30 protein-coding genes and 1 pseudogene are annotated in these 23,790 nt (G+C 62.1%); 9 read left to right on the plus strand and 22 right to left on the minus strand.

All coding sequences use genetic code 11. The features are described 5' to 3' along the window. Window positions 1-48 precede the first annotated feature (48 nt). The 5 genes and pseudogenes from ACFQDL_RS29455 to ACFQDL_RS29475 form a co-directional block, all read right to left on the minus strand. The gene (locus ACFQDL_RS29455; protein ID WP_379912390.1) at window positions 49-897 is read right to left on the minus strand and encodes an amidohydrolase family protein; all 849 of its coding nucleotides are present in this window, start codon (window positions 895-897) and stop codon (window positions 49-51) included. A gap of 10 nt (window positions 898-907) precedes the next feature. Continuing rightward, window positions 908-1,636, minus strand: coding sequence for an SDR family NAD(P)-dependent oxidoreductase (locus ACFQDL_RS29460; protein WP_379912392.1), 729 nt, complete (start codon window positions 1,634-1,636; stop codon window positions 908-910). An 11-nt stretch (window positions 1,637-1,647) separates the two neighbouring features. Beyond that, window positions 1,648-2,130, minus strand: coding sequence for a phosphohistidine phosphatase SixA (gene sixA / locus ACFQDL_RS29465; RefSeq protein WP_379912394.1), 483 nt, complete (start codon window positions 2,128-2,130; stop codon window positions 1,648-1,650). 201 nt (window positions 2,131-2,331) lie between these two features. After that, the gene (locus ACFQDL_RS29470; RefSeq protein WP_379912396.1) at window positions 2,332-2,925 is read right to left on the minus strand and encodes a hypothetical protein; all 594 of its coding nucleotides are present in this window, start codon (window positions 2,923-2,925) and stop codon (window positions 2,332-2,334) included. A 10-nt stretch (window positions 2,926-2,935) separates the two neighbouring features. Then, window positions 2,936-3,582: pseudogene (locus tag ACFQDL_RS29475) on the minus strand (HupE/UreJ family protein). A gap of 396 nt (window positions 3,583-3,978) precedes the next feature. On the opposite strand from ACFQDL_RS29475, the gene ACFQDL_RS29480 reads away from it, so the two are divergent. The 7 genes from ACFQDL_RS29480 to ACFQDL_RS29510 are packed head-to-tail and all read left to right on the plus strand — an operon-like array spanning window position 3,979 to window position 10,096. Next, a complete protein-coding gene (locus ACFQDL_RS29480) occupies window positions 3,979-5,217 on the plus strand; it encodes a cation:proton antiporter (protein ID WP_379912398.1) in 1,239 nt (412 codons plus the stop codon). Beyond that, window positions 5,214-6,176, plus strand: coding sequence for an HlyD family secretion protein (locus ACFQDL_RS29485; protein WP_379912400.1), 963 nt, complete (start codon window positions 5,214-5,216; stop codon window positions 6,174-6,176). The genes ACFQDL_RS29480 and ACFQDL_RS29485 overlap by 4 nt, the downstream gene beginning before the upstream one ends. Next, the gene (locus ACFQDL_RS29490) at window positions 6,177-7,685 is read left to right on the plus strand and encodes an ATP-binding cassette domain-containing protein (protein ID WP_379912402.1); all 1,509 of its coding nucleotides are present in this window, start codon (window positions 6,177-6,179) and stop codon (window positions 7,683-7,685) included. Beyond that, complete coding sequence (locus ACFQDL_RS29495) at window positions 7,571-7,915, plus strand: AAA family ATPase (protein ID WP_379913437.1); 345 nt, start codon at window positions 7,571-7,573, stop codon at window positions 7,913-7,915. The genes ACFQDL_RS29490 and ACFQDL_RS29495 overlap by 115 nt, the downstream gene beginning before the upstream one ends. Beyond that, window positions 7,912-8,106, plus strand: coding sequence for a hypothetical protein (locus ACFQDL_RS29500; protein ID WP_379912404.1), 195 nt, complete (start codon window positions 7,912-7,914; stop codon window positions 8,104-8,106). The genes ACFQDL_RS29495 and ACFQDL_RS29500 overlap by 4 nt, the downstream gene beginning before the upstream one ends. Continuing rightward, window positions 8,106-9,005: an ABC transporter permease gene (locus ACFQDL_RS29505; protein ID WP_379913439.1), complete on the plus strand. Its 900-nt coding sequence runs from the start codon at window positions 8,106-8,108 to the stop codon at window positions 9,003-9,005. Before ACFQDL_RS29500 ends, ACFQDL_RS29505 begins: the two co-directional genes overlap by 1 nt. Further along, complete coding sequence (locus ACFQDL_RS29510) at window positions 9,005-10,096, plus strand: ABC transporter permease (RefSeq protein ID WP_379912406.1); 1,092 nt, start codon at window positions 9,005-9,007, stop codon at window positions 10,094-10,096. Before ACFQDL_RS29505 ends, ACFQDL_RS29510 begins: the two co-directional genes overlap by 1 nt. A gap of 74 nt (window positions 10,097-10,170) precedes the next feature. On the opposite strand, the gene ACFQDL_RS29515 is transcribed toward ACFQDL_RS29510, so the two are convergent. The 17 genes from ACFQDL_RS29515 to ACFQDL_RS29600 form a co-directional block, all read right to left on the minus strand. Further along, a complete protein-coding gene (locus tag ACFQDL_RS29515) occupies window positions 10,171-10,464 on the minus strand; it encodes a hypothetical protein (protein WP_379912408.1) in 294 nt (97 codons plus the stop codon). 11 nt (window positions 10,465-10,475) lie between these two features. Continuing rightward, a complete protein-coding gene (locus ACFQDL_RS29520; protein WP_379912410.1) occupies window positions 10,476-10,859 on the minus strand; it encodes a hypothetical protein in 384 nt (127 codons plus the stop codon). Between the two features lie 62 nt (window positions 10,860-10,921). Further along, on the minus strand, window positions 10,922-11,326 hold the full coding sequence (locus ACFQDL_RS29525; RefSeq protein ID WP_379912412.1) for a c-type cytochrome: 405 nt from the start codon (window positions 11,324-11,326) through the stop codon (window positions 10,922-10,924). 27 nt (window positions 11,327-11,353) lie between these two features. After that, window positions 11,354-11,812 (minus strand): ATPase, encoded by a 459-nt coding sequence (locus tag ACFQDL_RS29530; protein WP_379912414.1) that lies wholly within the window; start codon window positions 11,810-11,812, stop codon window positions 11,354-11,356. Window positions 11,813-11,822: 10 nt separating this feature from the next. Beyond that, window positions 11,823-12,473 carry an MBL fold metallo-hydrolase RNA specificity domain-containing protein gene (locus ACFQDL_RS29535; protein WP_379912416.1) on the minus strand — a complete coding sequence of 217 codons (651 nt, stop codon included), beginning with the start codon at window positions 12,471-12,473 and terminating at the stop codon, window positions 11,823-11,825. Continuing rightward, complete coding sequence (locus ACFQDL_RS29540; protein ID WP_379912418.1) at window positions 12,467-13,177, minus strand: MBL fold metallo-hydrolase; 711 nt, start codon at window positions 13,175-13,177, stop codon at window positions 12,467-12,469. The genes ACFQDL_RS29535 and ACFQDL_RS29540 overlap by 7 nt, the downstream gene beginning before the upstream one ends. 78 nt (window positions 13,178-13,255) lie before the next feature. Next, window positions 13,256-13,936: a hypothetical protein gene (locus ACFQDL_RS29545; protein ID WP_379912420.1), complete on the minus strand. Its 681-nt coding sequence runs from the start codon at window positions 13,934-13,936 to the stop codon at window positions 13,256-13,258. A 140-nt stretch (window positions 13,937-14,076) separates the two neighbouring features. Next, window positions 14,077-14,334, minus strand: coding sequence for a heavy-metal-associated domain-containing protein (locus tag ACFQDL_RS29550; RefSeq protein ID WP_379912422.1), 258 nt, complete (start codon window positions 14,332-14,334; stop codon window positions 14,077-14,079). A gap of 68 nt (window positions 14,335-14,402) precedes the next feature. Next, window positions 14,403-15,068 carry a methyltransferase family protein gene (locus tag ACFQDL_RS29555; RefSeq protein WP_379912424.1) on the minus strand — a complete coding sequence of 222 codons (666 nt, stop codon included), beginning with the start codon at window positions 15,066-15,068 and terminating at the stop codon, window positions 14,403-14,405. A 52-nt stretch (window positions 15,069-15,120) separates the two neighbouring features. After that, on the minus strand, window positions 15,121-15,309 hold the full coding sequence (locus ACFQDL_RS29560; RefSeq protein WP_379912426.1) for a DUF2933 domain-containing protein: 189 nt from the start codon (window positions 15,307-15,309) through the stop codon (window positions 15,121-15,123). Between the two features lie 18 nt (window positions 15,310-15,327). Continuing rightward, on the minus strand, window positions 15,328-15,714 hold the full coding sequence (locus ACFQDL_RS29565; protein ID WP_379912428.1) for a cupredoxin domain-containing protein: 387 nt from the start codon (window positions 15,712-15,714) through the stop codon (window positions 15,328-15,330). After that, complete coding sequence (locus ACFQDL_RS29570; protein ID WP_379912430.1) at window positions 15,711-18,008, minus strand: heavy metal translocating P-type ATPase; 2,298 nt, start codon at window positions 18,006-18,008, stop codon at window positions 15,711-15,713. Before ACFQDL_RS29570 ends, ACFQDL_RS29565 begins: the two co-directional genes overlap by 4 nt. After that, a complete protein-coding gene (locus ACFQDL_RS29575; RefSeq protein ID WP_379912432.1) occupies window positions 18,005-18,487 on the minus strand; it encodes a MerR family transcriptional regulator in 483 nt (160 codons plus the stop codon). Before ACFQDL_RS29575 ends, ACFQDL_RS29570 begins: the two co-directional genes overlap by 4 nt. 73 nt (window positions 18,488-18,560) lie before the next feature. Continuing rightward, window positions 18,561-18,917 carry an NfeD family protein gene (locus ACFQDL_RS29580; protein WP_379912434.1) on the minus strand — a complete coding sequence of 119 codons (357 nt, stop codon included), beginning with the start codon at window positions 18,915-18,917 and terminating at the stop codon, window positions 18,561-18,563. Window positions 18,918-18,942: 25 nt separating this feature from the next. Then, window positions 18,943-20,091 carry a heavy metal sensor histidine kinase gene (locus ACFQDL_RS29590; protein ID WP_465264004.1) on the minus strand — a complete coding sequence of 383 codons (1,149 nt, stop codon included), beginning with the start codon at window positions 20,089-20,091 and terminating at the stop codon, window positions 18,943-18,945. Next, complete coding sequence (locus ACFQDL_RS29595) at window positions 20,054-20,467, minus strand: hypothetical protein (RefSeq protein ID WP_379912436.1); 414 nt, start codon at window positions 20,465-20,467, stop codon at window positions 20,054-20,056. Before ACFQDL_RS29595 ends, ACFQDL_RS29590 begins: the two co-directional genes overlap by 38 nt. Then, the gene (locus tag ACFQDL_RS29600) at window positions 20,467-21,147 is read right to left on the minus strand and encodes a heavy metal response regulator transcription factor (RefSeq protein WP_379912438.1); all 681 of its coding nucleotides are present in this window, start codon (window positions 21,145-21,147) and stop codon (window positions 20,467-20,469) included. The genes ACFQDL_RS29595 and ACFQDL_RS29600 overlap by 1 nt, the downstream gene beginning before the upstream one ends. A 161-nt stretch (window positions 21,148-21,308) precedes the next feature. On the opposite strand from ACFQDL_RS29600, the gene ACFQDL_RS29605 reads away from it, so the two are divergent. Together ACFQDL_RS29605 and ACFQDL_RS29610 are read left to right on the plus strand one after the other, a co-directional pair. After that, entirely contained in the window at window positions 21,309-21,860 is a 552-nt protein-coding gene (locus ACFQDL_RS29605) for a cupredoxin domain-containing protein (RefSeq protein ID WP_379912440.1), read from the plus strand. Window positions 21,861-21,887: 27 nt separating this feature from the next. Next, window positions 21,888-23,783 carry a copper resistance system multicopper oxidase gene (locus ACFQDL_RS29610; RefSeq protein ID WP_379912442.1) on the plus strand — a complete coding sequence of 632 codons (1,896 nt, stop codon included), beginning with the start codon at window positions 21,888-21,890 and terminating at the stop codon, window positions 23,781-23,783. Window positions 23,784-23,790 lie beyond the last annotated feature (7 nt).

Consider the following 23,790-nt stretch of genomic DNA (forward strand, 5'->3'; position numbering starts at 1 on the left):
TCCGGGCCCCTTGAAGCACACCCGGTTTCCCGCCAAAGTGCGGCAAACTCAAAACCCGTACCAGCGCCGGGCATTGCCCGAACAGAGCGCCTCGCGCTCGGTTTCAGTAAAGCCCGGCAGCGAGCAGTACCATTGCCACAGCTCGCCATAGCGGGTAGCCAACTCGCAAAGCGGGAAATTGCTGGCCAGCATCACCCGTTCGATGCCGAAGCGCTCGATAACGGTTCCGAGCACCTGCTCGGCCCATCGGGGTCGCCAGCGCCGTGCAACCAACTCCCAACCAGAGCATTTGATCGCACAATGCGGGAACTGCGCCAGCCGCCCGATATTCGCCTGCCAGGCAACCCATCGCCCGCCGTCTATCGGCGGAAAGCCGCCATGGCCAATACAGACGCGCAGTTCCGGATTGGCTGCCAGTTGGCGGCAGAGCTGTGCGACGCTCTCGTCATCGGTTGCGAAGAGTTGCGCTTCGAAGATCAGCTGTTTCGCACCCAGACGTTCCAGCGCGTCCGCCACCGTTTTCAGGCTCAGCAATTCCGCCGCCCTTTCGTCGAGGATCTGGCGAATGCCGACGAGCGACGGATAGCTCTGCAACCGGTCCAGGACCTCGGCGAAGTCCGCTTGGCGCAGGTCGGCAAAGGCGATGCTGCGAAAGGGTCTGCGACAATGACGCTCGAGCCAGGCCAGCTCCCGCCAGGGCGCCGCATTGTCGAACCCCGCCTCTATATGGACAAAGCCTTCCAGCTCGAGCGGTGACGGCAACTTCAGGTCCGCCTCGAGATAGTCGCGCCGCAGCTGCGGCTTGTCCGGCCAGGCCGGCGGCGGGTCCGGTTTCAGCCAGCCGTAGTCGCCTTCGGCGAGGTCGAAGAGGTGCAGATGGGGGTCGATAATCTTCATCCGGCGCGGCTCAGCGGGCGGTATAACCGCCGTCGATGACCTGCAGGCTGCCGGTGATGAAGGACGCCTTGTCGCTGGCGAGAAAATGGATCAGCGCGGCTACTTCCTCGGGACGGCCGATGCGTCCCAGCGGCTGCAGCTGCGCCTCTTCGGCATGGACCGCCGCTTCCTCGGCACCGCTGCGGGCACAGTAGGCATCGATCGCCTTGTGGTACAGCGGCGTATCGATCGTGCCCGGACAGACGGCATTGGCGCGAATGCCATATTGCGCATAGTCCAGCGCCGTCGTCCTGGCCATCGAGGCAATGGCCGACTTGCTGAGGTTGTAGATAAAGGAGTTGGACTTGCCGACCAGCGCCTGGTCCGACGCGGTCAGCACGATGGCACCGCCGTGCTGCGCCTTCATCGCGGGCAGCACCGTACGTATCGCGGCATAGGCCCCTTTCACATTGGTCGCGAATACCCGGTCGAAATCCGCCTCGGCGGTGTCTTCGATGGTGGCGGAGAAATGAATGCCGGCGTTGGCCACCAGCACATCGATGCGACCGGTTGTCGCCAGTATGCCCGCAATCGCCCGTTCGACCTCGGCCACCCGCGTCATGTCGCAACGGATCGTTTCGCAGGCATCGGTGGCTGTGATATCCAGGTTGAAGACCCGATATCCGTCCTCAATAAAGACCTCGACGACACTTCGTCCGATGCCCGATGATCCCCCGGTGACGATACAGACCCTGCCCATGGCCTCTCCCCTTACCGGACCAGGCCCGGGCTCAGCATCCAGCGCACCCGATACCGCTGCGCACGGTCTGGATCGGGGGTCAGCTTGACCAGGCCCGCGTTTTCGAAGGCGACAACGGTTTGAGCTTCGTTCCCGGTCATCAGCAGGGCCGCCAGTCGCGCCAGCGATGGCAGATGCCCCACCAGCGTCAGCGCTTCCACGCCTTCGGCTGTGCGCTCCTGCAGCCATTCCACCAGGGGCATGACGGGATCCTTGGGATTGAGGCCGGCCAGATACTGCACCCGCCCCCTGCGATTCAGCGCCTCGGCCAGGATTTCGGCGCTTTCCCGCGCTCTGACCTTGCCGCTGTGATAAATCGGGCCCGACTCCAGTCCCAGTTCGGCCGTCCGGTTCGCGACGCGATGGACCGCATTCAACCCCTCCTCGCTCAGGTGCCGCTCCGGATCCGTCTCCTTATCAGCGGCGAGCCCATGTTGCATCAGATAGATCTCCATTGCCGCCTCCCAGTTGCGCTACAGCTCGGGAACCTGCGAAAAGATCCCCGTGATTCTTATTGGGGCCATCAACGCAGGTTCCCTAAGTGTAGGTCCATACCATTGAATGCGAGCGGGATGGGCTGCGATGGATCTCCTGGCGTGAAATCGAAGCGGTGTTTTTCGCCGGTCGGCGAAAAACCGCAAGGGCGGAATCCCCTGTCAGGGCTGGTAGAGCTCGGCGTAATAACCGGCGGTCGTCAGGTGCACCGTCACCGGCTCGGACCCGTTGTTCTGCCAGTACCAGCCATGGGTGCCCTCGAACGGCGCCTCGAAGGAGCCGCTGGCCGTGGTCTCGTTGCGGCCGAGCCAGAAACTGGTGAAATCATCGCCGGCATTCGGCGGCTCGCCGTGCATATCGAAACTGACCGCGCCGCCCTCGACCTGCCAGTGGAAGACGAAGTTCTCGCCCGCCTGCATCAGCGCCTTGATTTCGGCGCCCTGCCCCGGCAGGAGGGTCAGCGACATCTTGTCCGAGCGATAGCCGGTCTCGCTCTTCCAGACCGGCCCGACCGCCGCGCCGGGCGGCTCGACTGAAGCCACGCCGGCGCTGCCTTCGGGTTCCGCTGCATCGGCGGCACTCAGCCCGGTCAACCCCATGGACTTGCCGAGCCCGGTGGGATCGATGCCGTATTCGGCGGGCAGTATGGTGGTCACCAGCAGGGCGCCAGCGGTGACCGCGGCAATCGCAGTCGCCTTGACGAGACGCTTGCCGGAGGGCAGCCCCTCGCGGCTCAGATTGGAAATATCACGCATCCTGGATTCCTCAGGAAAGGGTCAGGTAGCCGGTCAGCTGGTAGCCGATCAGCATGAAGCCGGCCGACATCAGCACCACATTGGCCGCGAAGGCGTGCCGGGCAAAGCCCTCGGTACGGCGCCAGGCGTTCATCGCGATCAGGATCGCACCAAGCGCCAGCAGCTGGCCGATCTCCACCCCGACGTTGAACGCCAGAATGTTCGCGACCAGACCGTCTTCGGACAGCGTAAAGTCCTGCAGCTTGGTGGCGAGACCGAAGCCGTGGAAGAAACCGAAGATCAGCACCGCCGCCCGGGTGTCGGGCTGAAAGCCGAACCAGCGCCGGAAGGCCCCAGGTTGTCCAGTGCCTTATAGACGACGGATAGCCCGATAATGGCGTCGACGATGTACGGGTTGACGTGGGTACCGCTCAGTACCCCGTACAGCAGCGTCACGCTGTGGCCGACGGCGAACAGCGTGACGTAGACGCCGACCTCTTTCATGCGATAGAGGAAGAAGATCACACCGAGCAGAAACAGCAGGTGATCGTAGCCGGTCACCATATGCTTGGCACCGAGATAGATGAAGGGCAGCAGTTGGGCGCCACTGGCCTTTTCGATGAACAGGGCATCACCCTCGGCAACGCCGTGGGCCAGGGCTGCGGAGGCACCGCCCATGGCCAGAACATGAACCGCCAGGCAAAGCACTGCGCGAAGTGAAGTTCCGGCGATGCATGCAACCCCGGTGTCGATATCTGGAAAATTCATAATCGTCGCTGCAATCTGCCACTCTTCAAATGCGGTGGGTATCACTTAACCATTATTGGCCGGCAGATTGAATTGAACTTGGGACCCACTACCTCGGCACTACACCGAAAAAGCTCAACACAGCCTGGTAACCGCACTTCTATACCGGGCACCTGTACTGGTCAGCGCGACCATGAAGATCGTCAGCAATGATCTTCGGGCCGGGTTATTGTATCGAAGCGCTATAACCGGCCCGGCAGGCATGACGCGAGGGTTGCCTGAGGCGATGGACTATGCTGTGAGAACATCTCAACCGGCCCCTGTTCCATGGAAACACTGCTAATCGTTCTGGTTCTGCTGGTCGCGACCCGTCTTGGCGGGCTTGTTGCGGCAAGGCTTCGGCAACCGATGCTGGTTGGCGAACTCCTGGCCGGCGTCGCCCTGGGCCTGATGCTGGCCAGCTTCAAATTCAACCTTCCGCTGATCGAACTGGGCCGGGAACACCATGTGATGGCGCTCACCGACCTCGGCATTTTCTTTCTGATGCTCCTCGGGGGCCTCGAGATGCGCCCCCGCGAACTGGTCGAATCCGGAGTCCGCTCGATGACGGTGGCGGCCTGTGCCATGGTACTGCCGCTTTCAGCCGGTTTCGCCGTCACCTGGCTCTGGCTGCCCTCTTCCGATCTGCGCTTCGCCCAGTCACTGTTCGTCGGTACCGCATTGTCCATCACCGCAGTACCGGTGACGATCCGGGTACTTATGGACATGAACCGTCTCAACACCCGCGTCGGCAGGCTGATCGTCTCGGCCGCGGTGTTCGACGACCTGCTGAGTCTGGTCCTGCTCAGCATCCTCACCGCGATCCTCGGAAGCGGCCAGGTTCCGGGCGGCTTGACACTTGCGCTAATACCGCTGCGCGTACTGCTCTTCGTGACGCTGGTCTTCGCCTTCGGCACCTTTCTGTTGCCGCGCCTGACGCGATGGGTGATCGGCCTCGATGTCGAAGAAATGGGATTCAGCTTTCTGCTGGTGATGGGCGCCCTTTTTTCGCTGCTGGCGGAACTGCTGGGGCTGCATTTCATCCTCGGCGCTTTCGCCGCAGGCCTTTTCTTCGGCCGGGAAACGGTCGACAGCCAGTTGTACGACGACCTGCGTCACAAAGTCACGGCGATCACCACCGGCTTTCTGGCGCCCATTTTCTTCGCTTCGATCGGACTCGAACTGGACCTTTCGGCGATCGCAGAAGTGCCGCTGTTCCTGCTTTCACTGATCGTCGTCGCCTTTCTCGGCAAACTCCTCGGGGCGGCACTGCCGGCGCGGCTGTTCGGCCTTTCGCCGCAAGAGGCCTGGGCAGTCGGTACGGCCATGAGTGCCCGCGGTGCCGTCGAACTCATCATCGCCGGCATTGCATTACGTGCCGGCCTGTTCGAGTCGAATGCGGGGGATTCCGCCATCGTCGCCAATCTTTTCTCGGCGGTGGTGCTGGTCGCCATTGTCACCACCATCGCGGCACCGATCGGTCTGCGACTGATACTGTCACGGGCCGGCGGAGACCGCACACCATGACGGGCAAAGCCTGGGTCTGGACGGCGTTGACGATCGCCGCCGTCGCTGTCGCCTCTTACATCCTGTTTCGGGTGCTGAGTCCCACTCCGCTGCCAGAAGGTATTCTCTATGGCAGCGGACATATCGAGGGAACGGAGATCAGGGTCAGCGCCGAGACCAGCGGCCGCGTGCTCGATAGCCGGATGGAAGAAGGGCAGCCGGTTCGGGCTGGCGAACTGCTGGCCAGCCTCGATGACCGCGAGCTACGAATCCGTCAGGCATTGACCGAAGCCGAGCTGGCGGCCATCCGTCAAGGAATCCAGGCCCGGCAGGCGCAACTGGAGGTCTGGCACCATCATGTCGACACCGCCGCGTCGGACCATGAACGTTTTCTCAAGCTGCGTCAGACTGGTGCCGCGACGCCGCAACAGCTGGCCGGCGCCGAAGACCGCCTCAAGGAGGCGCAGGGCCAGGTCAGATTTCTGCAGGCGCAACTGGCCGAAAGCGAGGCCCGACTGCAGGCCGCCCGGCAGAACCTGCGACTGCTGAAACTGCAACTCGAAAAGACGCAAATCAGGGCACCCGTCGACGGTACCCTGATCGTCAAGGCGATCGAGGCCGGAGAACTCGCCAGTCAGGGTACCGCGATTGCGATGCTGGTCGACCTTTCGCGGCTCAGGCTCAGGGTGTACATCTCGGAACGACTGATCGGCAGGGTCCGGCTCGGCAACGAGGCAAGGGTCCGGATAGACGCCTTTCCCGATCGCTATTTCGAGGCACGGGTCTCGCTGATCGATCAGCGAGCCCAGTTCACGCCGCGGGACGTGCACCTGCCGGAAGAGCGCGCCCGCATGGTCTTCGGCATCGAGCTTTCGCTGGACAATTCCGATGGCTTCCTGAAACCCGGCATGCCGGCCGACGCCTGGATTCGCTGGACCCCTGACCAGTCATGGCCGGAACGGCTTGAGGTCCCGAGATAGATGACGGCGCAGGCTGGCGGAGAGCGAATCATCGAGGCACGGGGACTGGGCAGACGCTTTGGTCGCCACGAAGCGCTGACGGGTATCGATTTGCAGATCGGTCGTGGCGAAATATTCGGAATCCTGGGCCCCGATGGTGCAGGCAAGACCACCCTGATGCAGCTGCTGGCGGCGATCCTGGATCCGACCGCCGGCCGATGCCGTGTGCTGGGTTTCGATACCCGGAGTGAAGCCTCCGAGATAACGGCGCGTGTCGGTTACATGTCACAGGGCTTCACGCTGTACGACCGTCTGAGCGTCGAGGAAAACCTGGCGTTTTCAGCCCGCATTCGCGGCGTGTCCAAGGCGACATACCGGCAGCGACGTCAACGACTGCTGCAGATGGCGGGCCTTCAACAGGCCGTCGACCGCGAGGCTCGCGTCCTGTCGGGCGGCATGCGCAAGAAACTGTCCCTTTGCACCAACCTGATTCACGAGCCCGAGCTTCTGCTTCTGGACGAACTCAGCCTCGGTGTCGATCCGGTATCGCGCCAGGCGTTGTGGAAGATGCTCCGCGCCTTTCGTGAGTCAGGGATGACCATCGTCCTGACGACACCTTATATGGATGAGGCCGGCACCTGCGACCGGCTGGCATTTCTGTACCGGGGGCGCCTGCTGGCCGTGGACACCCCCGGCGCCTTGAAGCACCAGGCGCATGGGCGGATCTACGAAGTGTTGACGTCTCATCCGGCGGCGGTACAGGCACTGCTCGCCGACTATCCCCAGGTCATCAGCGGACAGTGGCTCGCCGACCGTTATCGCTTTCAGCTCGACAACGATCAGGGCATACCGGCACCGCTGCAGCCGAAACTCGAAGCCCTTGGCAGCCTGACGCCGTCCGCGCCCGACCTGGAAAACGCCTTTGTACAGCTGACGTCGCAGCCGGACGATCGTCTCGCGACAACCGGCTCGCGCAGTCCCGAACCCGGTCGGGCCGGCCATGGGACGGCCATTGCCGCCGCCGATATCAGTGTCCGCTTCGGCGAATTCACGGCCGTGAAGCAGGTATCCTTCCGTATCGCCGCCGGCGAGGTGATCGGCTGGCTGGGACCGAACGGCGCCGGCAAGACCACCCTGATCCGCGTACTTTGCGGCCTGCAACGCCCGAGCGCCGGCGAAGCCCGGATCGCCGGCCTGCCACTGGCGGCCGCATCGGCACAGATCAAGGCCCGCATCGGCTATATGTCGCAGCGCTTTTCGCTCTACCCCGACCTCAGCGTGATCGAGAACCTGCGCTTCTTCGCCGGCGTCTATGGCCTCTCGGGGCAACGCCGGCGCGATGCGATCCGCTGGGTCAAACCCTGGTCGGCATCGACGGCACAGACGATGACCGCACCGAAGCACTCTCCGGCGCCCTGCGCCAGCGACTGGCACTGGCCTGCGCCATCATGCACAGACCTTCGGTCCTCTTCCTCGATGAGCCGACCGCCGGTATCGATCCCCTGGCACGCCGCCGGTTCTGGCAACTGATCCAGCGCCTGGCCCAATCCGGCATGGCGATCCTGGTCACCACCCATTATCTCGAAGAGGCCCATTACTGCCACCGGCTCGGGCTGATGCACAACGGCCGACTGATTGCCCTGGGCACGCTTGCCGAACTGCGAAGCGGACTGCAGCCTCCGGATCCAGAGGCTCCTGTGGATGCCGTTTTCATGGCCTATCTGAACCGCTCATCGACTGCCACCGGGGACGCACCATGAATCCTGCCCGCATCGGTGCCGTCATCACCAAGGAAACGCGGGAGATCCTGCGCGACCCCATTACGCTGGGCGTCGCCCTGCTGATGCCGCTGGTTATGCTGTTTCTGTTCGGTTATGCCATTTCGCTCGACCTGCGCAGCGCCTCCTGGGCGTACTCGACGAGGACCGCAGCCCGGCCAGCCGTGCGCTGATCGAGCACTTCAGCGCCCACGAATCCTTCCACCTCAGCCGGTCCCTCGCAACCGTCCGGGAGGTGGAGCAGGCGTTGCAACGCAGCCAGCTGGACCTGGTGCTGGTGATTCCAGCGGGTCTGAACGACAGCCTGCTGCGACGGGAACAACCGGTCATTCAGGTCCTGGTCGACGGCACCTACTCAACGACGGCCCTGCTGGCGGCGGGCTATGCCGAAGCCTTGGCTGCGAGTTTCGGTACGGCGCCCAAGGCGAGCTTGAGACTCGAGACCCGGGTCTGGTACAACCCGTCGCTGAAAAGCGTTAATTACGTCGTACCCGGCCTCTATGCCGTGATATTGCTGGCATTCCCGCCGCTGTTAACCGCACTCGGCATCGTACGCGAGAAGGAAAGCGGTACGATTCAGTCGATTTTCGCCTCGCCGCTGACCTCCAGCGAGTTCATTTTCGGCAAACTGGTGCCCTACAGTCTGATCGCGCTGCTGCAGATGCTCATCGTGGTAGCCTTCGGCTATTTCTGGTTCGGCGTGCCGTTTCGGGGCAGTGTCGTCTTTCTGCTGGCAGCCGGTCTGATCTATGTGCTCTGTACCGTGGGTATAGGCCTGCTGGTTTCGACGGTGACCCATACCCAGTTGACCGCCATGCTGCTGGCCCTGATCGTGACGCTGATGCCGTCCTTTCTGTTTTCCGGTCTGCTGTTTCCGATCTTCACGATGCCGGCGCTGCTGCAGCTATACGCCGCAATCTTTCCGGGGCGCTATTTCGTCGATATATCGCGCGGTATCGCACTGAAAGGCACCGGGATCGACATCGTCTGGCTCCAGGTACTGGTGCTGGCCATCTATACCCTGGCGGTGTTTTTCCTCGCCAGTCGCCGGTTGAAGAAAAAGGTGGCCTGATGCGACTGAGCAGCCTGCTGGCCAAGGAGTTGATCCAGTTCTTTCGCGACCGGGTCATACTGCTACTGATCCTGTGGCTCTATACCGCGGAAGTGGTGATCTGTGCCTACGCCCTGGGACTGGATCTTCGGCATCTGCCGCTGGCCGTGCTCGATCACGATCGCAGTGCCACCAGCCGCGAACTGATCGATGCGCTGACCGGCAATGACGCCTTCGAGTTTACCGGCTATCCGCGGGACATGACGCAGGCAGAGCGGTGGCTGCAGGGCGGCCGTGCCCGCGCCGTGCTGGTCATACCCCAGGATTTTGCCGCAGTTCTGTTACGCGATGAAACCCCGACCCTGCAACTGCTGCTCGACGGCAGCGATGCCAATACCGCGGCGACCGCCCGCAACTACATCCTGCAGGGCCTGTCATCAATGCGGCCTGGCACGGATACCGGAACGACGCCCGCTGTCCGACCGGTCATACGCATCTGGTACAACCCGGACCTGACCTATACGCGCTTCATGGTGCTGTCGATGATCGCACTCGCCGCCCTGATGGTCGGCGTCATTCATCCGGCGGCGACCATCGTGCGCGAAAAAGAAATAGGTACCCTCGAGCAACTGCGGGTTACACCGGTGCGAATCAGCGAACTCTTCATCGCCAAGACGGTACCGACGCTGGTGATGGGCACGCTGTCGGTATTCCCGAGCCTGCTGATCGTCTGGTGGTTCGACGTCCCGCTGCGTGGCAGTCTGTTGCTGTTCGTACTCTTGACCGCCCTCTTCCTGCTTAGCGCCATCGCCATCGGCGTGCTGGTCGCAGCGATCTGCCGGACACTGCAGCAGGCGTTGCTGCTGGCCTTCTTCGGCCTGTTTCCGATGATGTTCCTGTCCGGCACCCTGGCACCGGTCGCCAGCATGCCCGCACCGCTGCAGTACCTGTCGCTGCTGAGCCCCTTGCGCTACTACATGGACGTCATTCTCGGCATTTTCCTCAAGGGCAACGGCATCGCCGATCTTTGGCCGCAGGCGCTGGCGCTGGCGACGATCGGTGTGCTGCTGTTCGGTATGGCTGCGTACGTGTTTCGGCGCCAACAACCATGAACGCCCACGCCTCCATGCCTTCGAGAAAACCGAGAGCTCAGAGGGAGCGCCTAGGGCCACGCAGGCCGGCCGTATCAGATGAAATAACCCGCGATGACAAGCCCACTGAGCGCCAGACTGCCGGAAACAAGGGCACTCAAGCGATTGCCGGTCAAATCGGCTCCCAATCCCAGTCGTGCCATCAACCACCTGAGCACGATGAACAGCACTATCACCAGCATGCCATGGCTGATCCAGTGATGGCCGGTGGCGGCCGTCATCCACGCCAGCACCGTCTCGTTGTTTTGCTCCTTCAGGACGACAAGCAGCGCATTCAGCAGACTGGTTATGGCCAGCGCCAGTCCGAAGACAGCGCTGTACTGTCCCACCGCCCTGTTTTTCAGGGTGGTATCCCCTGGGCTTGGGCGGCGAGCAACGCGACCTTGGCCCCCATGCTGACGAGGGCGCCGGCGCCCTCCATACTCAAGCCCAGGACAACGACCCAGCCCGACATCCAAAGCACCACGACTTTCAATTTCGCCCTGCCGGCGGTCAGACCGAAACCCGCGATGGGAAGATAGGTCGACAGCAGCAGCAGACTGAGGAACAGGTGTTCCTTGGTTTCCATGACGAACCCATGGGCGAAGGGCCAGGGACCGGCATTGATCAGCGCCTTGACGGGACCATAGAAATTCACATACCAGTGGCCGCCGGCAACATAGCTCAGCCACATGAACAGCGCACCGAGGAGACTGATCGGGCGCATCCTCGGGCGGCAACTCAAGGGTCAGCTCCACGGCATCAGTGGCTGGCAACACCGTGCCGGTGGCGGAAAGCCATACAGAATCAGTGGTGCCGCTGGTACTCGATACCGTTGGCCTCCTGCACTTCACGGATGAATTTGACGATCGCCGAGGACTGGTAGAATCCGATGCCTTCCTGCTTCGGCATATCGCCATAGGGCCAGTGGTGCTGACGCACGCCGTTGCGCATCGCGTTGTAGATCGACTGGTCGCTGTGGTGACCGGGATTGTAGATCTGATGAATCAGGGGCGGGCCTTTCTCGGTCCCGGTGCCATTCTCACCGTGGCATTTGGCACAGGTTTCGTTAAAGGCCTGCTGGCCGAATTTCGCCATTTCGCTCAGGTTCGGCACGCTGACGTCAACATGGCCGTCGCGATGGCCGGCCAGCGCCGGCTGCACCAGGGCGCCGGCCAACAACAGTACCGCCAGAGTCGCTTTCCGCTTCATAATTGGCGTTCTCCTCTTGAGTAATGCTCAAATATCCTCGAGACGGTTGCCGCCCTGGGCCATCCGCATCGCCTCGTGCGCCTCGATATCGATCAGATTCTGCAACAGCTCGCGTGCCGAGCCTGCGGCCGACTGGGCTTGCAGGTAGCGATAGAGTGCGATGACGCCATGGTGCTGTTCAAGCACGCGGGCCATCAGCTGCTCGATATCGAGGTTGTCATAGTCCGATTCGCACAGGCGTCCGCGCGCTGCCGGATTCTTGTCGAAATATTCGTAGCACCAGGTATTGAGCGCACGGCTGCTGGCCATTGCCTCGAACCGGTCGATCACCCGGGCCAGCTTTTCCTCGTGCTGTTCCAGATAGTCGAGCAGCAAACGGGCCCGCTCGTTGAGGGCCCGGTCCTCGCAATGATGCAGGCAGCGGGACAACTGGCGATGAAAGCCGGCGGTCCAGTTCAGCACGTCTTTCAAAGTTTCGATTTGCATCTGTCTCTCCTTAGAGTGTCAGGGTCGTACCCTTCCTGGCCACCTCGGCGCGGAACGCCGTATGCAGGCCCAGATAGTCACGCATGCCCTCCAGCGCCTCGGGCTCGCCATGCACCAGCCGGATGGCGGTATCCTGTTTGAGTGCGCTCTTATCGAGCCACTGGGCGAGTTCCAGGTAGTCCCCATGGCCCGACAGCCCCGCGAGTACCCGGACGTCGGCGCGCATCGGTACCCACTTGCCATGGATCTTGACCGCTTCGGCACCGGACGTCATTTTCGCGCCCCGGGTTCCGCCGGCCTGGTAGCCGGTAAAGAGCACCGTCGTTCCGGGATTGCCCAGCAGCCGCTTGAAGTGGTGCAGAATCCGACCGCCGGAGGCCATGCCGCTACCGGCGATGATGATATGGGGGTAGGCCTGCCCGGCCAGGGCCTTCGATGCCTCGACGCTGCGGGTATAGGTCGGCACCTGGCACATGGCCTTGCACTGCTGCGGTGTCAGCCGGTGCTGGCTGTGATAGCGGCAGTAGATATCGGAGACGTCGATGGCCATGGGGCTGTCGAGATAGATCGGCAGCCGGGGAATACTGCCGTTCGCCATCAGTGTCGTCAGCATATGCTGCAGCAATTGCGCACGCCCGACGGCAAAGGAGGGAATCAGCACCGCCCCGCCCTTCTGCGCCGCGCCGTTGACCGCATCAGCCAGCTGCGCCCAGGGTCCGTGTCCGGATGCCGGCGGTTGCCGTAGGTCGACTCCAGCAACAGCAGGTCGAGCTCGGGCAGCGGCTGCGGCGGTTGCATGAAGATATCGTCCGGCCGCCCCACGTCGCCGGAAAAGCCCACTCTCCTGCCTTCCGCCTCCAGAATGATACTGGCGGCGCCGAGAATATGACCGGCCGGTTGCAGATGGAACCGGATATCGGCTATCGAGACGTCTTCACCGAAATCGACCGTTCGAAACAGTGCCATGCAGTCTTCGGCTGTCCGCCGGTCATACAGCGGCGCCGGCGACCGGTGCCGGCCGATACGGTGTTTGGCGTAGAATCGGGCATCCTCTTCCTGCAGATGGCCACTGTCGGCCAGCAGGATGCGGCACAGGTCCCGCGTCGCATGATGGGTGTAAACCGGCCCGCGGAACCCCTGATGGTACAGCACCGGCAGATAGCCGGAATGATCCAGATGGGCATGTGTCAGCAGCACCGCATCGAGCGACGCGAAATCGAGTGGTAAAGGCTGCCAGTTGCGTTCACGCAGCCACTTGAATCCCTGGAAGAGGCCGCAATCCACCAGTACCCGGGTCTTGCCGGTCTCGACCAGGTACTTGGACCCGGTGACGGTTTCGGTTCCGCCAAGGAAGGTGATGTTCATCGTCGATACCTCTCATCCGGCCGGACAGTCCCGACAGCGAGGCCTGCCCGGTTAACGAAGGATTGCGGGCTCGGGCTGTCAGTCCTGCTTTTCCATTAACTGTTCGAGCATCTGCTGCATCAGGTCCAGCCGCTTGTCCATCTGCCGGAAGGCTTCCAGCATAGCGGCCTGCCCCTGCTGCCCCATCATCGGCATCGCGCCCTTGCCCATCATGCCCATGCCGCCGCCCATCATGCCCATTCCTCCGCCTTGCTGCATTCCGCGCATCATGCCCATCGCTTCCTGCATCTGGCGGCGGTGTTCTTTCATCAGCTCCATGCGCTTGGCGGGGTCCTCGGTATTGATGATCTCGTCCATCCCGGCCTGCATATCCTGCATGCGCTGCATCATCGGCATCATCCCGGACTGGCCGCCCATCATCCCCATGCCGCCCTGGTTGGCGCCCATCATGCCCATGCCGCCGCCCATCATGCCCATGCCGCCGGGGGCGGCGCCCATCATGGACCGGGTTTCTTGCATCGCCTGGCGATGCTCCTCCATCAACTGGCGACGCTGGGCCGGATCGGCGGTCTCGGCCAGGCGGTCGACAATCGACTGCATCCGGTCGAGCCGTTGCTCCATCGGCGACGGCATCGCGGTGGCGTCGCCTGATACCGCGGCATCCGGATGATGGGCCTGGTGCTCCTGATCCTGCTGTGCCAGCGCCAGCGGGGCGGCCAGCGACAGGGCCAAAGTGAGGACAACTGAAGGTGCTTTCATCTTTTGTGCTCCTGATAGATATCGTCTGTTTCCGTGCAGTTTTGTGTCGGGTTATTACTGGTGCAGCATGCTGTCATTATGGTTTTCGTTATTTCCCCGACGGGGCCTTGTTACAGCAATGAGGTTCGTGTCTGGCATTGTCACGGATGTTCTGGTCGGTAAAGCGGTACCAATGCGCTCGGAGATTCGCCCACCAGCCCCGCTCGAACTTCCCCCTGTGCGCGCACTATTTCCCTGACCTCCCCGATCTGCAGTTGCGAGGCGTCATACTGGATATCGAGCCGACGGGATTCGGGATCGAACATGACAGCAGCGACACCGGGCTGCAGCTGAATCTGCTGGACGATAGCGCTGGCGATCGTCTCTGCCGGCCGCTGGAGTATTAGATGGCGTTTCACCCGAAAGGCTGCATGGACGTCGGACCTGTGGGCTGTATCTGACATGGAAAATCTCCGCTATGGCTTGATCAGGGTTTTCGATGCCCGGACACCTTCGGCCGCTGTGGCCGAAGCCTGGGTATGAAGGCGGGCGTACTCGCCCGGTAGCGGCGGTATTCATCGCCGAACTCACGAATCACCTGTGCTTCCTCACGCTTCGCAAGTCGAAGGTAAATCACCAGCAGTATCGGAAACATGATCAGGGTCAGGAGCGTCGGCCATTGCAACAGAAAACCGAACATGATCAGGATGAATCCCACATACTGGGGGTGACGCATCCGTGCATAGAGTCCGGTCATGGCGAGACGATTTTCCTGCTGTGCTCGATGCAGGACGTTCCAGGCTGAGGCAAGCATAAGAAAGCCGCCTATGATCAGCAGGTTGCTGGCGATATGGAGAGGATCGAAATGCGGATTACCCTCCATTCCCAGCAGCGTATGCCAGAGATGACCGCTGTCGTGAGCGAAGACGTCGAGTTCGGGATAGCGACTCTGCAACCAACCCGAAAGCAGATAGATGGTGAGCGGAAAACCGTACATCTCGGTAAAAAGCGCCACCACGAAGGCCGAAAATGCGCCAAGGCTGCGCCAGTCGAGGCTGGTACGCGGCTTGACGAAGCTGAAGGCGAAGAAGATGAAGACCGCCGAGTTAAACAGCACCAGGGTCCATAATCCATACGCATCGTGTTCCGCCATCACTTCGCTCCCGCTGGCACTTCGCCCCTCTCAACAGGGGCGAGTTCCATGCTCATCGTCCATCGTCGTCGTGGCGATGGGAGCTGTGGCCATGACCGTGATTCATGAACAGGTGCATCAGCGGACAGGCCAGCAAGATCAGGTATGGTGCCCACTCCACCAGATGCTGGCGATGCTCCACCACCAGCAGGTAACCAAGGATGGCAACCGCACCGAGGGCAACGACACCCCGGCTGCTCATCCAGAATGAAGGGGTCTTTCATCGTTCATGATTCATCTCCTGGTTTTCGGCGACGACCAGTTCGCCACGGTACATCTTCATCTGGCAGGTGAAGGCGTAGGTACCGGCCTCCGCGACCTTCAGGCTGATCTCCTTCGGTTTGCCGACCGGCAGTTCCTCGCTAATATCGAGGCCGTCGAAGATCACCATGGCGGCACAGGGACTCGGGTCCTTGCGCAGGAACCGCAGCACCGCCGTCTCGTTCGGTTTGATCCGTACCCGGCTGGGACTGTAGACCCCATCCTCGACGGTAATTGCAACTGCGCCGTGGTTGGCCTGTGTCGCCGTGCCAGGCCGGTAGAGCCAGAACCACCAGACGATCAGGGCAATCAGTGCAATACCAACCAGATTCACCAGAATACTCATGCGGACTCCTCCTGCGGCTTGAACAGGCGCAGACGATTGGCGTTGGTGACGACGGTGACCGACGAGAACGCCATGGCGGCGCCGGCGATCACCGGGTTGAGCAGGATGCCGACGAAGGGGTAGAGCACGCCGGCGGCAAAGGGGATGCCCAGCACGTTGTAGACGAAGGCACCGAAGAGGTTCTGCTTGATATTGCGCAGCGTCGCCTTGGAAATGGCGATCGCATCGGCGATACCGTGCAGCGAACCGCGCATCAGGGTGACATCGGCACTCTCGATCGCCACATCGGTGCCGGTGCCGATGGCGAAACCGACGTCGGCCTGGGCCAGAGCCGGCGCATCGTTGATGCCGTCACCGACCATGCCGACGAGCTTGCCCTGCTGCTGCAGCTGCGCGACCTTGTTCTGCTTGTCGTCCGGCAGCACCTCGGCGAAGTAATGCCTGATACCGACCTTGTCCGCGACCGCCTTCGCCGTGGCCTCGTTGTCGCCGGTGATCATCACCACCTCGAGCCCCAGCTTCTGCAGCCGGCGGATGGCGGCGACCGAATCCTCCTTGACCGGATCCGCCACCGCGATGATGCCGGCGGCCCTGCCGTCCACGGCCAGATACATCGGCGTACGGGCCTGGGCAGCCAGCTCCTGGGCCCTGGTACGCAGGTCACCCAGGTCGACCTCGCGATCCTGCATCAGCTTGTAGTTGCCGAACAGCAGCGCACGGCCCTTTACCGATCCTTCGACGCCGTGGCCGGCGATCGCATTGAAGCCCTCGAGGGAATCCAGGGTCAGCTCACGCGCCTGGGCCGACTCGACGATTGCCTGGGCCAGCGGGTGTTCGGAGCCGGCCTCGAGACTGGCCGCGAGCTTCAGCAGCTCCTCGTCGCCGAAGCCGTTGCGGCTGACCACCTCGGTCACTTCCGGGTGACCGGCGGTAATGGTGCCGGTCTTGTCGAGCACCATGGTATGCAGCTTGCTGGCCTGCTGCAGCGCCCCGCCATTGCGGATCAGCACACCCGCTTCGGCTGCCTTGCCGACGCCGACCATCACCGACATCGGCGTCGCCAGCCCGAGTGCACAGGGACAGGCGATGATCAATACCGTGGTCGCCGTGACCAGCATGTAGGCGACCTGGGGTACAGGTCCGAAGTTGTACCAGACCAGGGCCGACAGCACCGAAATGATCATGACGACAGGCACGAACACCGACGAGATGGTGTCGGCCAGCCGGCCGATCGGCGGCCGGGAATTCTGCGCCTGCTTGACCATCGCGATGATCTGGGCCAGCGCCGTCTCCTTGCCGACCCGGGTGGCGCGGTAGAGGATCGAGCCGGATTTGTTGAGGGTGCCGCCGACCACCTCGTCGCCGGCATCCTTCTCCACCGGCATCGGCTCGCCGGTCAGCATCGACTCGTCGATGCTGGTGTGGCCTTCGGTCACGACGCCGTCGACCGGAACCTTTTCACCGGGCCGGACGCGGATGATATCGTCGATCTGCACCGCCTCGATCGGAATGTCCTTTTCTTCGCCCTTGCGCACCACCCGCGCCGTCTTGGCCTGCAGGCCGAGCAGCCGCTTGATCGCCTGGGAGGTACGACCGCGGGCCCGGATCTCGAGCGCAAGACCGAGGTCGATCAGGCCGATGATCATCGCCGTCGCCTCGAAGTAGACGTGCCGCGCCAGCTCCGGCACGATGCCGGGTGCGATCACCACCACCATCGAATAGAGCCAGGCGGTCCCGGTACCCAGCGCTATCAGCGTATCCATGTTCGCACTGTGGGCCTTGAACGACTTCCAGGCGCCGGTATAGAAGTGACTGCCGGCGAAGACCATCACGCCCAGGGTAACGAGGCCGATCAGCAACCAGAACAGCCGCTCGCCGGTGGTCACGACGTTCATCTCGCCGCCGAGTACGCCATAGGCCATCAGCGGTACACCGAGGGCCAGGGCGATGGCCATTTCCTTCAACAGCTTGCGGTAGTAGGCCTCCTCGGCCTTCTCCTTTTCATCGCTGGCCTGCTCCTCGTCTGTGATCTCCGAGGCGCCATAGCCGGCAGCCTCTACGGCCTGGATCAGGGACCGGGCATCGACCCGGCCGTTGACGATGGCCTCGCGCTCGGCAAGATTGAAGGTCGCCGACTCGACGCCCTCCACCCCGCTCAGGGCTTTTTCGATCGAGCGTACGCAGCTGGCGCAGGATGCCCCCGTGACCGCCAGATGGATGCTTCCTTCGTTGCCGGCGGTTGCGTTATCGGACCGAACTGCGGATTCATGGCAATGGGGTGCCTGGTTCATCATTGCATCTCCCTGTGGTGGCAGGCCAACCCCTTCTCTTTCTTCGGCCTGAACGTGCTGGCTTCCCGGTCTTCGCCTTCCGGGCCCCAGGTTTCGATCAGATGACAGATCATGTCCCCGCAGGGCGCCTGGTCGGGCATTTGATCCCACTGCACGAGAGCGCTCTCCATGCGCTCGAAAAGCGCCTGGGCTTCGCGTAACTGCTCGCGCATCTCGTCGACCCGCTGCACGATCAGTCCACGGACCAGCGGACAGGGCGAGTCACCGCTGTCGGCATGGTCGAGAATCTGCTGGATATCACGCAGCGTAAAACCCAGAAACTTGGCCCGCAGTGCGAAGCGCAGCCGCTCTTCATCCCGGGCGCTGTAACGGCGATAGCCGTTGTCGGCATCCTTGCGCGGTTGCAGCAGTCCTATCCGGGTGTAGTAACGCACCGTATCCGGTGCCACTTTCAGCTTTCGGGCAAGTTCGTTGACCGTCATTGCACTGACCTCTGTACTGGCTCATCGATATGCTAGAACCTGTGAGTTGCTCACAGGTCAAGTATAGTGCCGATTATTCTGTCGATCCGGCACCGCTGCCCAAGCGGCTGACCTTCAGCCGCAGCCCGTCGATACCGACCACCCGAACGGATTCGCCACTCCTCAACGGCTCGGGCGCATCGGCTTCCCAGACTTCATTGCCAACCATCACACGCCAATGATCGCCATTCGCCCCGACGACGACGACCCGGCTGTCGATCAGGGCTTCCGAACCGGTTATGACCGGCCGCCGCATAACCCTGATAACGAGGACATACATCAACAGCGACAATACGAAGATAACGGTATAAATAGGTCCCGCCATACTCAGTGGCCAGACCAGGAAAACCGCCAGACCGAAGACCGGCAGAAAAAGTATCAGATGACACATCCGCTCGACCTCCCAGCCCGCTTCTTTACAGTAGAGGTTCTTTCCGTCCCATCATTCCAGACGTCTTTCCGATAATTGCGCCGGCATTGATCCAGGTCAGGCATCGGCGCGACACCGGGCCCGCCTGTCCGACCGTCTGCCGGTCCCCGTATCCGCCCCGTCGCAGCACGCCGGACTCAGCCTGGCTTGCGCGGCAGGCGGATAATGAAGCGAGTGCTCTGCCGGTCGGACTCGCAGCCGAGACTGCCGCCATGGGACTCGACGATGGCCCGCGTGATCGCCAGGCCGAGCCCGGCATGGCTGCTGTGCCCTCGCGCCGTGCCGGGTCAAGCCGGTAGAAACGGTCGAAGATGCGCTCGATCTCGTCCGCAGGTATCAGGGTGCCGGTATTGGCGACACAAAGCTCCACCGCATCCGGCCGCTCGACGATCCGGACGCTGACCGTTGCATCCCTGTTGCTGTGCCGGATGGCATTGGAGAGCAGGTTCGACAGCGCACGGCGCAGCATTGACGGATCGCCGGTGATACTGCCCTGCCCTTCGCAGGCCAGACGGATGCCCTCGTCGTCGGCCAGCAGTTCGTAATAGTCGAACAGCTGCGATACCAGTTCGCGCAGGTCGATGAACGCCTGTCCGGGCACGATCAGCGCATTGTCGGACTTGGCGATGAACAGCATGTCCTCGACCATCTTGGCCATCCGCTGCAGCTCCTCCAGATTGGAATAGAGCGCCTCGCGATAGTCGTCGGCGCTCCTCGGGCGCGCCAGCACGACTTCGGTATGAGTGATCAGGCTGCTGATGGGCGTGCGCAGCTCATGGGCGATATCGGACGAGAAATTCGACAGGCGGATAAAGTCGTCTTCAAGGCGTGCCAGCATCGAATTGAAGGTCTGTGCCAGCCCCTGCAGCTCTGCCGGTATATCGTCGAGCGGTATGCGCTCTTTCAGTGAACGCGACGAGATAGAGGACACGACGCCGGTGACCGACCGGACAGGGCGCAGACCGTTGCGCGCCACCAGCCAGCCCAGCCCCCAGCTGCCCAGAGCGCACAGTCCGAAGGCGATCCAGAACCAGCGCTCGGCCGTATTCAGGTAACGCTGGTGCAGGCTGTCATCCAGCCAAAGCGCGACCTTTACGTTACCAACGCCTCCCCCGAGCGTTATTTCGCGGCTCATGCCGCGATACAGACGGTCCCCCTCCTGCCACTCCCACAGGAGCTCCCCCGTTGAGACGCGGTGCCGGGGCCTCGCTGCCCTGAACATGCCGGAGCCAGATTTGATTGTCCGGACCCACTATGGTCGCCAGCAGCCGTTCATGGTGGCCGAAGAGCGCGTCGAACTCGGCCGCCCTCAGCGCGAACTGCTGTCGGCTATGGACGTTTTGCAGCAGCTTGGCCGCGCTGTGCAGCTTGCTCTCGAGTTCCTGCTGATCAAGGGTGCGAAAATGCATCAGGCTGAGCTGTTTGAACACGGTGCCCGTCAGCAGCAGCACCGACAGCACCAGCAGCGTGAACATCAGACTCAGACGGGACGTCAGCGACAAATGCGTCATCAGGCTTCGGGCGTTTCGATGACATAACCCATGCCGCGAACCGTCTGGATCAGCCGCGGCGAAAAGCCGTCGTCGACCTTGCTGCGCAGCCGTCGGATCGCCACCTCGATCACATTGGTATCGCTGTCGAAGTTCATGTCCCAGACCTGCGAGGCGATCAGCGACTTCGACAGGACTTCGCCACGGCGGCGCAACAGCAGCTCCAGCAGGGCGTACTCCTTGGCCGTCAACTCGATCCGTTGACCGGCGCGATACACCCGGCGCTTGATGACGTCGACGTCGAGATCGGCGATCTGCAACCGGGTCTGGGCCGGCGTGGCACTGTGACGACGCAGCACCGACCGCACCCGCGCCAGCAACTCGGTGAACGCAAAGGGCTTGATCAGATAGTCGTCGGCCCCGAGTTCGAGCCCCTTGACCCTGTCCTCGACGCCATCGCGGGCCGTCAGGAAGATCACCGGCAGCTCGACACCGCGGGCCCTCAGGGTTCGCAACACTTCCCAGCCATCCGCTCCCGGCATCATGACGTCGAGGATCAGCAGGCTGTAGTCGACGGTCAGCGCCTGCTGCAGGGCGTCGGTGCCGTTTTCGGTCAGGTCGACACTGAACCCGGCCTCGCGCAGCCCTTTCTGCAGGTAGGTCCCGATCTTCGGTTCATCTTCGCCCAGTAATATCTTCATCGTGCACTACAGTGAAATTGAAAGCAGCCCCATTCTGCATCGAAGTGTCCGGCGTCCGCCAGCCTGCTCACCCAAGCTGACAAAAATGTAATGCAGGCGTCAGCCTGGCGTAAGGGTCCGGCGCTTACACTTCCAGCAAAGGAACCAATGGAGAATTTACCATGAGATCGATCAAGCCACTGGCATTCGCTTTGGCACTGGCCATGTCAGCCCCCTTCGTGCATGCCGAAGAAAACCAGGGTCATGGTCACGGCAGCCATGGCGGCGCCGATATCGGTCAGCCCGGAATGACAAAGGACGCGACCCGTACCGTCGAGGTCACCCTCTACGAAATGTACTACGAGCCCGAGACGATCGCTGTCAGTGCAGGAGAAACCGTGCGTTTCGTGGTCAAAAACTCGGGTGAACTGCTGCACGAGTTCAATATCGGCACCGCTGCGATGCATGAAGCCCATCAGGACAAGATGCAGCAGATGATGGATCACGGCATGCTGACGCCAACCGGCATCAACGAGGAGATGGCCAGCATGGACCACAGCGCGATGCCCGGCATGGAGGGCATGGGCCACGACGATGCCAACAGCGTGCTGGTCGAGCCGGGCGAAACGAAGGAGCTGGTCTGGACCTTCTCCGGCGATGCCCGACTGGAATTCGCCTGTAATATCCCCGGACATTACGGTGCCGGCATGGTCGGCGAGATCGAGCAGCACTGATCAGCGTACTCATTTCAGGACAGTTAAATGCTACCCAGTTGTATCAAACAAGCATGCTTTCTCACGGCCGGCCTGTTTTCCATCAGCGCCCTCGCCGGCAGCTACGATCTGGTGATCGACCAGCAACCCCTCGAAATCGACGGCAAGGCAAAGACCGCCATGACCATCAACGGTGGCGTGCCGGGTCCGACGCTGCGCTTCAGGGAAGGCGAAGAGGTCACCATCAATGTCACCAATAAGCTCGATGTCGACAGCTCGATCCACTGGCACGGTCTGCTGCTGCCCTATACTCAGGATGGCGTACCGGGCATCAGCTTTGCGGGCATCGAGCCCGGCGAGACTTTTACCTACCGCTTTCCGATCAAACAGGCCGGTACCTACTGGTACCACAGCCACTCGGGCTTCCAGGAGCAGGAAGGCGTCTATGGCTCGATCGTGATCGAGCCGAAGAAGCGCGAGCCCTTCAGGTTCGATCGTGAATACGTCGTCATGCTGTCGGACTGGTCGGCCGAGACCGGCAAGCAGATCTTTTCCAACCTCAAGGGCCAGAGCGACTACTACAACTACAATCAACAGACCCTTGGCAGCTTCATCGACAACGTCCGGCAGAACGGCTTCGCTGCCACGGTGCGCAACCGCCTCGACTGGGGCAGCATGCGCATGATGCCGACCGATATCGCCGACGTCTCCGGCTACAGTTTCCTGGTCAACGGCAAGTCGCCGGACGATAACTGGACCGGCCTGTTCGAACCGGGCGAGCGGGTGCGTCTTCGCTTCATCAACGGCTCGGCGATGACCTATTTCGATATTCGCATGCCCGGCCTGAAAATGACCCTGGTCCAGGCTGACGGCAACAACGTGCAGCCCGTCACTGTGGACGAGTTCCGCATCGCCGTGGCCGAAACCTACGATGTTATCGTGCAGCCCAAGGAGGACCGCGCCTTTTCGATCCTCGCCGAGTCGATCGACCGCTCCGGTTTCGCCCGCGGCACCCTGGCGCCGCGCGAGGGCATGGACGCCGAAATTCCGGCACTGCGGGAACGGCCACTGCTGACCATGGCCGATATGAGCATGGCGAGTATGGGCGGCATGGATCATGGAGCCATGGGTCATGGCAATATGGCCGGGATGGATCATGCCCGGGCGGTAGACATGGACCAGTCCCGGATGATGGCGAGCGCGGATCAATCCCCGATGCCGGGCATGGACCACTCGCAGATGTCGGGCATGGATCATTCGCAGATGCAGGGCATGGACCACTCGCAGATGCAGGACATGGATCACTCGCAGATGCAGGACATGGACCACTCGCAGATGCCGGGTATGGATCATTCGCAGATGCCGGGTATGGATCATTCCCAGATGCCGGGTATGGATCATTCCCAGATGCCGGGTATGGATCATTCGCAGATGCAGACTGGGGCCGGCGCCAATGGCGACTATGCACCGGGCAGCGGCCTGACACCGGCCGCGGCGAACGGCGGCAAGTTTCTGGTCTACGGCGACCTCAAGGCGATGACGCCTTTTGCCGATTACCGCGCACCGGACCGCGAAATCGAGCTGCGCCTGACCGGCAACATGGAACGTTACTTCTGGTCGATCAACGGCATCAAGTTCTCCGACGCCGAGCCAATCCGGCTGACTTATGGCGAACGTGTCCGAATCAAATTCGTCAACGACACCATGATGATGCACCCGATGCACCTGCATGGCATGTGGATGCAGCTCGACAGGGGCAACGGCCGCTTCAATCCGCTGAAACACGTCGTCAATGTCGCCCCCAACACCACCCTGACGGTGGATGTGCCGGTCGACGCCCTCGGCGAGTGGGCCTTCCATTGCCACCTGATGTACCACATGGCATCGGGCATGTTCCGCAAGGTGATCGTCGAACCGCCGGCCGCCCAGGCCGCGCAGATGTAAGGAAACC

The sequence above is a fragment of the Marinobacterium aestuariivivens genome (assembly GCF_042661465.1).
GTDB lineage: Bacteria > Pseudomonadota > Gammaproteobacteria > Pseudomonadales > Balneatricaceae > Marinobacterium_A > Marinobacterium_A aestuariivivens.